This window comes from Natronolimnohabitans innermongolicus JCM 12255, from assembly GCF_000337215.1.
Classification (GTDB): domain Archaea; phylum Halobacteriota; class Halobacteria; order Halobacteriales; family Natrialbaceae; genus Natronolimnohabitans; species Natronolimnohabitans innermongolicus.
In genome coordinates, this window is record NZ_AOHZ01000111.1 from 44,752 (window position 1) to 57,243 (window position 12,492).

The following is a 12,492-nucleotide window of genomic DNA, read 5'->3' on the forward strand; positions in this document are numbered from 1 at the left end:
CCAGTGGCTCCATGACTCGAGACGGAACGATGAGCGCCATTCGAGCCGCCGTCGACGGGCTGACAGCGGGGACCGTCCTCGACGGAATCGGTCCGCTCGGTGGACGCGAACGGAGGGACGCGTGTTCGTGTCGCGCCTCGATCGCGGACGGTACGCTCGTCCTCGAGGCGAGCGACTGTCCCGGAGACGGCCGACTGTCGGCCGAACCGGCATGTCGCCGGACCGCCGTCGACGCGCTCGCCAAGCGCGACGCGGATCGAATCGTCGTTCGATCGAACGGCATCGAACGCCACCACTACGGACAGAGTGTCGACCTGTTCGCCGCGGCCGGCCGGTTCGTCGACCGGTTCGGAAACACGAACGACGAGTTGGCAGCGACCGCACGAGCGGATCCACTTTCGATCGGGGCGCAATTACGGCAACCGGGTACCGGTCACGCGTCGGAATTCGGTTCCGGTGACGGCTCGCCGCTCGTCCACGAAACGGAACTCGTCGCCCTCGCGAACGAGTTCGACGCGTACGAATCGATCCCGTCACCGACCGTCGGCCTCACGATCGGTCACTACCGTATCGACCCGACGATGCCGGACGACGCCCGACTCCGGGACGGCCGCTCGCTCGAGACGGGCAGCGACGTGCGGCTCTACGACCGCCGTCGGGGCGTCACACGGTATACGCTCGACCCCGCCGAGTTGCGACTGACGGAGGACGAGCGCTCGCAGCTTCTCGAGGGGTACGAAGCGATCGCCGAGGGCGTCGTCGACGGCGACCGCGCGGCCGCTCGAGCGCTCGAACACGTCACCGGCGAGCCGGCCGATCCGCTGCTCAGGGAGATCCTCGCGAAACACACGGCGGGATACGGCGTGCTCGAGGACCTGTTCGCGGATCCGCGTCTGACGGACGTCTACGTGACATCGCCGGTTTCGCGAAACCCCCTGCAGGCGGTCGTCGACGGCGAATCGATGCGGACGAACGTCTACCTGACGATCGAGGGGGCGCGAGCGCTCGCGTCTCGGATCCGCCGGACCAGCGGTCGTGCGTTCTCGCGGGCGAAGCCGACGGTCGACGCGACCGCACCGCTCGAGAGCGGAACCACCGTCCGCGTCGCGGGCGTAACCGATCCGGTTAGCGACGGCGACGCCTTCGCGTTTCGAGAACAGACGGACGATCGGTTCACGCTGCCGGCGCTCGTCGCGAACGGAACCGTCTCCGCGAAAGCGGCGGGATTTCTCTCCGTCGCCGTCGAGCGAAACGCCGCGGCGCTGATCGCTGGGACCCGCAGCGCGGGGAAGACCACCCTCCTCGGGACCCTGCTGTACGAACTCTCGCCCGAAACGCGGACGGTCGTGCTCGAGGACACCCCCGAACTGCCGGTCGAAGCGCTGCAATCGGTCGGGAGAAACGTCCAGCCGCTCAGAACGGGCGGCGAGGGCGGTCCGGAAATCACGCCCGAGAAGGCACTCAGAACGGCGCTCCGACTCGGCGACGGCGCGCTCGTCGTCGGCGAGATACGGGGCGAAGAGGCCCAGGTCCTGTACGAAGCGATGCGCGTTGGCGCCAACGCCAACGCGGTGTTGGGAACGGTACATGGCGACGGCGCCGACGACGTCTTCGAACGCGTCGTCACCGACCTCGGCGTCGCTCCCTCCTCGTTCGCCGCGACGGATCTGGTCGTTACCCTCCAGTCGACTCGAGTGGACGGCGAACGGACGCGACGCCTCTCACAGATCGAGGAGGTCGTCGGCGACGGCGACGAACACTGGTTCGAGCCGCTCTACGAGCTCGGTGAGTGCGAACGCGAACGCGAACGCGGCGTCGGAACCGACCGCGGGAGCGCCTGTGCGACGGACGGCGGGAACGACCCGACGGTCCAGCGACCGGAGCGTCAGCCCTCCGTGACGGCGGTTCCGACCGGCCGAATCGACCGCGGCGAAAGTCGCGTCGTCGAGCGACTCGCGGCCCCGGACGAATCGTACGCCGACGTCCGACGAGCGATCGAGCAGCGAACGGAACGGCTGGCAGCACTCGCCGCGGACGGCCGAACGCGTCCGCGAGAAGTTGCAGCTGCCTGTGCCGGACGACACGACCGCGGAGGGACCACCGGAGGGTGATCGGTCGATGCAACGACACCACGTCACCGAGCGGGCGGGACGACGGGCTGCGCTCCTCGAGGGACTCGCCGCACTCGCCCCGATCACCGTCGACGAGCCACCGACGAGCCTCGAGGACTCGCTCTCGTTCGTCGATGCATCCTACGACGCCGAGACGGTCATTCGGGCGAGCTACGGTGCCGGAATCGTCGCCGGGGTCCTTCCGCTGGGGTTATTGCTGTTCGAGGTCCCGCTCTCGTTCGTCCTGTTTTTTACCCTGGCGACGCCGATTGCGGCGGGCTCGCTCGTCCGGCAGCTACCACACGTTCGGGCCGCGTTCCGTCGCACGGAATCACTCGGCGAAACGCCGAATCTGATCGGCCGCGTCGTGCTCCGAATGCAGGTTCAGCCGGCGCTCGAAGGGGCGACGCGATTTGCGGCCGAAACGGGAATCGGACCGCTCTCCGAGAGCCTGTCGGCACACGTCGATCGGTCGGTCGGAACGTCGAAGACGGGACTGCTCACGTTCGCCGAGGAGTGGGCGGCGTGGTTTCCCGCGCTGCGACGGTCTGCCCATCTGCTCGCAGCAGCCCAGGAGGCGCCGCCTGGGGAACGCGCACGGACGCTCGACCGCTCGCTTGCAGCCGTACTCGACGGAACGCGGGGACAACTCGCCGAGTTCACGGCGTCGATCCGTGCGCCGACGACTGGGCTGTTCGCGTTCGGAGTCATGCTTCCGCTCGCGCTCGTTGCGATCGTTCCGGTCGTTCCGATGGCCGGGTTTTCGGTCAACATCTGGATTCTCGTGTTTCTGTACACGCTCGTGCTCCCCGCCTGTCTCGTCGCTGCTGGAGTTCGGCTCCTCGTCCGTCGCCCGGTTGCGTTTCCGCCGCCGACGATCGGACGCGAGCATCCAGACGTACCCGACTCGCTGCGTGTTCGGGCGCTGTGGGGGCTGCTCGCCGCCGTCGTCGGGTACGTGATCCCGACAGTCGTCGGACCGGCACACCTCGTGCCGATCACGACCGTCGGATTCGGCGCTGGCGTCGCGCTGCTCGCCGTCTACGGCCCGATCCTCGAGGTCAGACACTACGTCCGAGCCGTCGAGGCGAATCTCGCCGACGCGCTGTACATCGTTGGCCGACAGGTCGCCGACGGCGAGTCCGTGGAGTCCGCCGTCGAACTCGCTGCCGAACGCGTGCCGGGCGAAACCGGGGCCGTCTTCGAACGCGCGGCTGGTGTCCAGCGTCGCCTCCGAATCGGCGTCGAGGCGGCGTTCCTCGGCCCCCACGGGGCACTCAGAAACGTCCCCAGCCCCAGAGCTCGCGGAACGGCGACGCTACTGGCGATCGCCTCGCGAGAAGGAAAGCCCGCCGGCCGCGCCATCGTGTCGATGGCCGACCACCTGGACGAACTCGCCGAAGTCGAAGCCGAGGCAAAACGGGATCTGGCCAACGTGACCAGCACGCTCGACAACACGGCCGCCTACTTCGCCCCGCTGGTCGCCGGCGTCACCGTCGGTCTCGCCACGATGATGGCGGGCGGCGACCTGTTCTCGGCAACCGACCTCGACGCGGCCGCGTTCCCGGCCGAATCGCTCGCGATCGTCATCGGCGTCTATCTCCTCATGCTATGTTTCATCCTGCTCCCGCTCTCGATCGCCCTCAGACACGGCGTCGACCGCGCGCTCATCGGCTACCACGTCGGCCGGGCGCTCGTCTCCTCGATGGTCTGCTATACTGTCACCGTCGGACTCATCGACATCGTCCTGTGAACGCTCGAGTTTACATACCAGAACGCGGCCACGGTGTCCATGGACTTGGAAGCCCCCGCCGACGCCTGGTACGTCTGGGTCGCCGTCACCCTCGTCAGCCTGGCGATCGGCGGCATCGTACTCGGACTGCCGACGGGACCGCCGCCGGACGCGGCCCAGGCCGCAAACACCGTCGAACGGACGGCCGGGAGCACGATCGACACCAGCGGCCGCTACGAACACGACGCCGACGAGGTCAACATCGACGGAACGACCGTCGCGCTTCGGAACGAACACGGGACGACGCGAGCAAGCAGCAGTTACGGCCGCCTCGTTCCGGTGATGGGCAACGACGACCTCGAACGAATCGCTCGCGGAGACTCGCTCGAGGACGTGTACGGAACCAGTGATGCGGACGGGCAATTTCTCGCGGATCTCGCCGCCGCGAACGAGCGCGTCGCTGGCGAATGGCAGACGGCGGACGGCGAACTGGCCGTCAGAACGCTTACGCTCGAGGCCGAAACCGGTCCGTCGGTGTCCCTATTGGGGACGCAAGCGGCCGCCGATTGGGAGTCAGACGATGATCGCGGACTCACCGAAGCGACGATTCAATACACCGCCAGCGCCGAGACCGACCTCTCGATCGAACTCTCGATGCCCAAATTCATCAGAGGAGAAGAGACGACCAAAACTGCATCGCTTCCGACCGACGGGACACAGAGCGAACACGAACTCGAGTTCGTTTCGAGAGACGACCCCGATATCGAATCAGCTGTCGATTATAAGATTTCGGCCGAGGTGTATACTGACGGCACCCTCGAATGTGACGCCTTCCTGAACAGCCCGGGACGATTCGGGACGATCTGTGACGGCGGCGCACTCGCCGGCGAGACGGGCGACGCGGTCGAACAGATCGCGGAGTACAGGGGCAACGGAGAGTACCGAGTCACCGTCGTTACCGCGTGAAGATCGTCTCTAGGTGGTATGGGAAGATAGCGGTCTCGGAGCGGCCAGTGCTGCCGCCAATCCGAACGAAATCGGTTTACTTCCACCGCCGCTACGGGCGGGCAGTGAGCGACGAACGTGCTTCGGACGTGACCGGCGAGCCCCAGCAGGCAGACGACGCGGCGGCTGAAGCCGACGGCGAACCGAGCGACGACGAGCAGTTCTCCATCGCGGACTTCCACGACGCCTCGCAGGAGGCCGGACGACCCGTTCTCACGGCCGCGGCTGTCGCCCGTGCCCACGAGATTTCGCAGGACGCCGCCCGCGAGGCCCTCGAGTCCCTCCAGTCGCGAGACGAACTCGAGCGGCTCTCCGTCGAGGCCGATCCCGTCGTCTGGTATCCCAGCGAACTCGAGGATTTGACCGACCGCGAGCGGGTGGTCGTCTTTCCGAAGCGACGCGAGATCGTCGTCGACCGGCCGGACCAGTTCACGCGCGCCCAGCTCTCGCAGTTCGCCCACCTCGCGGACGGAAACGGCGAGCAGGGGTATCGATACGTCGTCAGGCCGGAGGACGTCTGGCAGGCGCCCCACGACTCCTTCGACGACCTCGCCAGAACGATGCGCCAGGCGCTGGGCCAGCGCTCGGACGCTCTCGAGGACTGGGTCGAGAGCCAGTGGGATCGGGCCCACCAGTTCCGACTGACGACCCACGAGGACGGCTACACCGTCCTCGAGGCGAAGAGCCCGGAGGTCATGGGTAACGTCGCCCGCCAGAAACTCGACGAGGAACACGTCCACGCGCCGATCTCGGAGACCGAAGACTGGGTTCGCGAGGGGTCAGAAGCCGCGATCAAACGGATTCTCTACGAGGCGGGGTATCCGGTGCAAGACCACCGCGAACTCGAGGCTGGCGAGGACCTTCAGATCGACCTCGAGGTATCGCTGCGAGCGTACCAGCGAACCTGGGTCGACCGATTCGCCGACGCGGGCGAAGGCGTCTTCGTCGGTCCGCCGGGCAGCGGGAAGACGGTCGCCGCGATGGGGGCGATGGCCCACGTCGGCGGCGAGACGCTGGTGCTCGTCCCGAGTCGCGACCTCGCGCGCCAGTGGGCCCAGACGATCGAGGAGTACACCTCGCTCGAGGCTCACCAGATCGGGCAGTACCACGGCGGCCAGAAGCACGTCCGTCCCGTTACCATCGCGACCTACCAGATCGCGGGGATGGATCGGCACCGATCGCTGTTCGACGACCGCGAGTGGGGGCTGGTCGTCTTCGACGAGTGCCAGCACGTTCCCTCTGACGTCTATCGCCGGAGTACGCACCTGCAGTCGCGCCATCGCTTGGGGCTCAGCGCGAGTCCCATCAGGGAAGACAACCGCCAGACCGAGATTTTCACCCTCGTCGGGCCGCCGATCGGCACCGACTGGGAGGCGCTGTTCGACGCCGGCTTCGTCGCCGAGCCCGAACTCGAGATTCGCTACGTTCCGTGGGGCGACGAGGAGCAGCGAAACGCCTACGCCTCGGCGGACGGACAGGAACGCTACCGGATCGCCGCGAAGAACCGCGGCAAAGTCGACGAGGTGCGGTACCTGCTCTCGGCTCACCCCGACTCGAAGGCGCTCGTCTTCGTCGACTACCTCGAGCAGGGCGAGGATCTCGCGGCGGCCCTCGACGTGCCATTTCTCAGCGGCGAGACGCGCCACCACGAACGCCGTCGGCTCCTCGAGGAGTTCCGACGGGACGAACGCGACCTGCTGATCGTTTCGCGGGTCGGCGACGAGGGGATCGACCTGCCGACAGCCGACCTCGCCATCGTGGCCTCGGGACTCGGCGGCTCCAGGCGCCAGGGAACGCAGCGTGCCGGTCGAACGATGCGCCCCGCCGGCGGCGCGCTGGTCTACGTCCTCGCCACGCGCGGGACCCGTGAAGAAGACTTCGCCCGCAAACAGCTCCAGCACCTCGGTCGAAAGGGGATGACGATCCGAGAGCAGACGGTCGAGCGCGGGGACGGTGGCGGCAGTGGCGGTGCGGGCGGTGGCGGTGACGACGACGGCGAAGAAAACGACGGAAACGGCGAGACGGAATAGTCCAGGCCGTCAGTGCCGTCTACTCGAGTCGATTCGGCCAGCGCTCACTCGTCTCGAGCGTCGAGGATTTCCTCGATCAAGCCGTCGGTATCAGTCGCCGCGAGCCGAAAGACGGCGTCGTAGAACTCGCGGCCGGTCAGATCGCGAACGTCGTGGTCCGTCCGGAGCTGTGCGTCGACCAACGCTCGCGCGTCGTCGACGCGCTCGAGGGTCTCCGGGCGAACGTAGACCGTCTTCTTCTCGGTCGCGTCGAACGGGAACGCGGTCGGATCGTCGGGGTCGATGTCGGCGTCGCCATCGGTGTCGGTGTCTGCGACGTCGGCCGTGTCATCGGCGGTCGCCGCGGACGCGTCCGTCGACGCCGTCTCGGTTTCCGAATCGGTGCTCGAACGGGCGGAATCTGCGTCAGTGTCGGCGTCACTGCCGGCCGAGTCTGACCGATACTCGACCGCCGTCGACTCGTCGGCGTCGCTCGACGTGTCGTCTTCGACGGCGTCGCTCAACCCCGCGAACCGGTTGTCCTCAGGCATCGGCGACACCCCCGCGTTCGACGACGGCGGCCAGTTCGTCCAGTCGGTCGAGCATATCGCTTTCGGGGTCGTACTCGGCCAGCGGCACGCCCTCGCGCCACGCGCGCTTGAACGCGATCCGTTCGCGCAGGCCGGGACCGGGAGAGTCCGGATCGTCGAAGTGAGCCGAGCGTGCGAACTCGGGGAGGTACTCGCCGAACTGCGACTCCTCCAGATCGCCGATGATCCGCTTTTCCTCGTTGTCGCCGGCCAGCGAGTTCGGAACGATCGCGAGGATATCGAGGTCGATCTCCTTGCGGATCGGGCCGATCTGCTGGGTGTACATCCGCTCGAAGCCGCTGACGCTGGGCTCGCTCATCCGCAGCGGAACGATGACGTTCTGCGTCGAGATGAGCGAGGCGTCGGCGAGCGGACCCAGGTTCGGGGGCGAGTCGACGACGACGTAGTCGTACGCGTCGCCGAGGACGGGGTCGACGATCTCGTTTCTGATCCAGAGTTCGCCGAAGGTCGCGCTGCGGATGCTGTTCTCGACGCTATCGAGATCCTCGTGGGCTGGCAAGACGTCGAACGCCTCGGTCGAACGGATCACGTCGCCGAGGGTCGTCTCGTTGCCGTCCTCGAGAACGTCCCCGAGGTGAACGTCGCTCGAGTAGGCCTCGGCGAGGCCGACGCCCTCGGTGGCGTTGCCCTGTTGGTCCAGGTCGACCAGCAGAACGTCGTTACCGCGGTTAGCGAGGCGTTCGGCGAGGTTGATCGCGATGGTCGTTTTGCCGACGCCGCCTTTCTGCAAGGCGACGCTGACGGCGCGTGGGGTCGTTGTCATTCGTGGGTACACCTCCGTCGTCTCCGATCGCCGCGGCGTCGTTCGGTCCGGCGTCTCGAGTCGATCGGCGAAGTGGACACCGTGTACACAGTGTGAACAGTACGAACCGTTCGAGATGTGAATCCGGTCGCAGTGCCGTCGCTTCGACTGATCTGGAGCGGACACCTGCCTCGAGAGGCCCTAGAATACCGTTCGAACCGTTTCCGCGGTTCTGACGGTTCACACCTGGTGGACGGTGGAGACAGTCCACACATTGTAGACAGTGTAAACGCGTCACGCATTGCGGACAGCGTATGCCGTGTGAACGGTACGGGACAGCGGATCGATCGCTGGTTCAGGAACTGTCCGAACAGTTCGAACAGTCGGAACCGTGGACACGGTGTGGACATCGTGTAAGGTTTGGTTGACGCCGACGCGTATCGGATGCGACGCGTGATACGTCTACCATCCGACCAGCGTGACTTAACAGTAGCGGAAACAGTTACACATTGCACACGGTGTAGACAGTGTGTCCGGAAATTTCGGTAGCACGGTGAACGGTACTTTCCGGGTAGTGCTTTCAGCGGGAACCACAGGCCCTGAGGGGCGAGATACCTAGAGGGTGAATCGAAGACCCCTAGATGAAAAGTCCAAACGGTCCACACTGTGGAAATCAGTACCCTATCTACAATGTGTGGACTTTTCAGAGCGTTCACACGGTTTACCCCGCACGGTAACAGTGAGTTGGCGGAGAACTGATCGAAGCGTTCCGTCCGAACGGCGGCCAAAACTGTTTGAACAGTCCACACTGTGTAGACGGTTCGTGAGTTACACGACGGCCGGTCGATACCGAGTGAAACGGATACCGGCGCGCTGGACGGGAGTGTCGAGAGCCGGACACAGTGAGAGACGTATTTCAGTGGAGACAGTTTACACTGTTCAGACGGTGTCAAATGTGTAGACGGCTCGAGGCGACGCGAGTGAGTGATCCACGTCGGCCGGCGGCGTCGAGGCCAATATTCAAGGTGCCGTGTTCGAAGTGTACCTGTATATGAACACGTCGCGCGCGCTCGAGGTGGGTCGTCGGTGAGCGACCAGCGGGAGATTATGGTCGGCGAGACGGCTGCCGACTCGGAGCTGTGGCTCCCCGTCGTCGAACTGCTGACCGGCCGCGGCTTCGTAACGGGGAAGTCAGGGTCGGGGAAGTCGAACACCGCGTCCGTTATCGCGGAGGAGTTACTCGAGGCGGGCTTTCCCCTCCTGATCGTCGACACGGACGGGGAGTACTACGGGCTCAAAGAGGAGTACGAGATGCTCCACGCCGGCGCCGACGAGGAGTGTGACATCCAGATCGGACCGGAGCACGCCGAGCAGATGGCGACGCTGGCCCTGGAGGAGAACGTGCCGATCATTCTGGACGTTTCGGGCTACCTGGACGAGGACGTGGCGGACGAACTCCTGCGGGAGACGGCCAGGCAGCTGTTCGTCAAAGAGAAGAAACTGAAAAAGCCGTTCTTGCTCGTCGTCGAGGAGGTTCACGAGTACATTCCCGAGGGCGGCGGCGTCGGCGAGACGGGCAACCTGCTGATCAAGATCAGCAAGCGCGGGCGCAAACACGGCCTCGGCATCCTCGGGATCAGCCAGCGCCCCGCCGACGTCAAAAAGGACTTCATCACGCAGGCGAACTGGCTCGTCTGGCACCGACTGACCTGGGACAACGACACCAACGTCGTTGGACGGATCATCGACACCGAGTACTCGGAGCTCGTCTCCGACCTCGACGACGGCCAGGCGTTCGTCCAGACCGACTGGAACGAAGTCGACGTCCGAAAGGTCCAGTTCCGACGCAAACGGACGTTCGACGCCGGGGCGACCCCCGGCCTCGACGACTTCGAACGACCCGAACTCAAGTCGGTCTCGGACGCCCTCGTCGGCGACCTCCAGAAGATCTCCGAGCGGAAGGACCGCGAGGAAAACCGCATCGTCGAACTCGAGAACGAACTCGAGAAGAAAGAAACACGCATCGAGACCCTGGAAGACGAACTCGAGTCCGCGCGGGATATCTCCTCGGCGGCCAAGCAGATGGCCGACGCGCTGACGAGACCCGAGACGGTCCAGACGCAACTCGGCGCGGGGGGAGCGGACGACGGCGAGGAACTGCGCCGGCTCCACGACGAAATCGTCGACCTCGAGGACGAACGCGACGAACTCCGGGCGCAACTGGACGAGCGAGACGAGCGGATCGAGAGCCTGGAAAGCGATCTCGAGTCGCGGGCGGAGACGATCGAGCGTCTGCGAGCGGAGAACGAGCGGTTGCGTGTGCGCGTTACTGATACCTCGACTTCGGTGGACGCGCCGGCGACGAACGCCGACGGCGGCGTCGCCGATACCGTCTCCGGTGGCGCTTCCGACGCCGACGACGAGATCGTTCACGCCGGCGGCGACGAGATCGAGTTCGGCTTTACGTCGATCAGCGAGGAACTCGAAAACGTCAGGGCGCGAGCGGACGCGGAACGCGGCGAAAACGAGTCGGCGGTCGGATCGGCGATGGCCGGCAACGGAATCGGGAAAGCCGACATCGACGCCGACGTCGACGCCAACACCGACACCGAACGCGACGAAGACGGACGAAGCGAACGGACCGCTGGGAGCACCGCAGCCGGCACGGCGCGGTCGTCGACGACGCAGTCGTCGCAGCCGAACGGCGACGAATCGATGCCGGAGGCGGAGCGGTTCACCGGCGACTGGATCGACGAGCGACTCGAGCGCGCCGCCGAGCAGTCACGCTGCACGGCGAAGACGGGACGGCGGGCGCTCGCCGTACTCGAGAGAGACGGCCCGCTCGGAACCGTGGCCGTCGCCGAGGCCGTCGGTCGATCGACGGTCGCGGTCCAGAGTTTGCTCTCGGAGCTTCGGACCGAGGGACTGCTCGATCGGCCGAGCGAGCGAACGTACGCGCTCGACGCCGACGTTCGGTCTCGAGTGTCGGACGAAAAAACGGAAAGAGAATCGGAGACGGGATCGACGAGCGCCGACTGAGACGGATCCGTGTCGCGGTTCCGGCTCACCGACGGAGCCGGGCGCCGACCGACTCGATCGACGACGGCTCGATGTGTTGGTGTACGGGGAGGACGACGATCTCTCGAGCGAGCCGTTTCGTGACCTCGTACCCCGGGTCCGCGACGACGGTCTCGGAGAGTCGTGGCCAGGTGTGTGCGCCCACGCCGCAGTCCTCGAGGTCGGCGAGGAACCGCTGGGGGTCGTTCGCGCGGACGGGGACGACCTGGGGGCAGATGCCGGCCGGGAGCGAGTCGTAGCAGGCGTCGACGTCGGGACAGTCCTCGAGGATAGCTAGCCAGGTCCGGTAGTTCTCGCGGCGTGCGTCCCTGATCGCGGTGGGATCGGCGTCCTCGATGACGTACGCCGAAAGCTTCGACATCTGGGTCTTGCCGGACTCGTACCGGGCTCGTGGGTCGGGCACCGACGGGCCGCGGCCGGCGACGAGTTCGTCGACCGACTGGCGAAGCGTCGCGTTCCGGTCGAGAAGTTCGGCGACGAACGACTTGAGGGCGAACCGACAGTCGGTCGTTCCGAGCTGGTCGCGGACGCCGGCGATCGAGGACGGTTCGAACCGCTCTGCGACGGTCTCGTCGTTACAGTAGAGGATCGCTCCGTCCGGAATCGGCAGGAGCTTCCAGAGGCTCGTCACGCCGAGATCGCCGCGAGTCCCGAGAAGCATCCCGTCGGCGACGCTCAGGGGGGCGTGAGCGTTGTCGTCGATGAGATAGCAATCGTACTCCGAGACGAGCGCCGAGAACGAATCGAACCCGGGCTGGGGAAATCCGAAGTAGTCGACCGAGACGGCGGCCGCCGTCTCGTCGTCGAGTCGCCGCTCGACGTCGGCGAGGTCAGGGGAGAGATCCGATTGCAGGCGGTAGTACCGGGGCTCGAGGCCGAGTTCGTGAAACGGCTCGGCGACTGCATCGGGAAGATACGCCGGAAGCAAGACGTTCGAATCGGGCTCGACGAACCCGGCGAGACCGTCGTATAACGCCGCCTTTCCGGAGCCGTAGAAGGTGACGTGGGCGGCGTAGCGCTCGAGGAACGACTCGATACCCGTCGGCTCCGGTTCCGACAGTGACCAGGCGACCAGCGACGGGCTCTCACTAATCATCCGTATATCGACTCCCGAGTGAGTTTCTGTCTCGCTGCACAGTTAGTACGCTGAGAGTTAGTCGAACGACACCTTAGTGATTGTGACGATACCACGTGACACAGCGAG

Annotated in this window: 8 protein-coding genes; 5 read left to right on the top strand and 3 right to left on the bottom strand. The window is 65.9% G+C overall.

Going from position 1 to position 12,492, the window contains the following annotated elements; all coding sequences use genetic code 11:
* The first annotated feature begins 11 nt into the window (after positions 1 to 11).
* From C493_RS21725 to C493_RS21740, 4 genes are all read left to right on the top strand, one after another.
* On the top strand, positions 12 to 2,111 hold the full coding sequence (locus C493_RS21725; protein ID WP_049889574.1) for a type II/IV secretion system ATPase subunit: 2,100 nt from the start codon (positions 12 to 14) through the stop codon (positions 2,109 to 2,111).
* Between the two features lie 7 nt (positions 2,112 to 2,118).
* Entirely contained in the window at positions 2,119 to 3,864 is a 1,746-nt protein-coding gene (locus tag C493_RS21730; protein ID WP_049889577.1) for a type II secretion system F family protein, read from the top strand.
* Positions 3,865 to 3,903: 39 nt separating this feature from the next.
* Complete coding sequence (locus tag C493_RS21735; protein ID WP_007261661.1) at positions 3,904 to 4,809, top strand: DUF7283 family protein; 906 nt, start codon at positions 3,904 to 3,906, stop codon at positions 4,807 to 4,809.
* 104 nt (positions 4,810 to 4,913) lie between these two features.
* Positions 4,914 to 6,878, top strand: a complete 1,965-nt coding sequence (locus C493_RS21740; protein WP_007261662.1) for a DEAD/DEAH box helicase — start codon at positions 4,914 to 4,916, stop codon at positions 6,876 to 6,878.
* A gap of 44 nt (positions 6,879 to 6,922) precedes the next feature.
* On the opposite strand, the gene C493_RS21745 is transcribed toward C493_RS21740, so the two are convergent.
* A complete protein-coding gene (locus tag C493_RS21745) occupies positions 6,923 to 7,408 on the bottom strand; it encodes a hypothetical protein (protein WP_007261663.1) in 486 nt (161 codons plus the stop codon).
* Positions 7,401 to 8,231 (bottom strand): ParA family protein, encoded by an 831-nt coding sequence (locus C493_RS21750; RefSeq protein WP_049889578.1) that lies wholly within the window; start codon positions 8,229 to 8,231, stop codon positions 7,401 to 7,403. The genes C493_RS21745 and C493_RS21750 overlap by 8 nt, the downstream gene beginning before the upstream one ends.
* A gap of 1,065 nt (positions 8,232 to 9,296) precedes the next feature.
* Between C493_RS21750 and C493_RS21755 the strand changes: the two genes are divergently transcribed.
* Positions 9,297 to 11,249 carry an ATP-binding protein gene (locus C493_RS21755; RefSeq protein WP_007261665.1) on the top strand — a complete coding sequence of 651 codons (1,953 nt, stop codon included), beginning with the start codon at positions 9,297 to 9,299 and terminating at the stop codon, positions 11,247 to 11,249.
* A gap of 25 nt (positions 11,250 to 11,274) precedes the next feature.
* On the opposite strand, the gene C493_RS21760 is transcribed toward C493_RS21755, so the two are convergent.
* Positions 11,275 to 12,384: a DegT/DnrJ/EryC1/StrS family aminotransferase gene (locus C493_RS21760; RefSeq protein WP_007261666.1), complete on the bottom strand. Its 1,110-nt coding sequence runs from the start codon at positions 12,382 to 12,384 to the stop codon at positions 11,275 to 11,277.
* Positions 12,385 to 12,492: the final 108 nt, after the last annotated feature.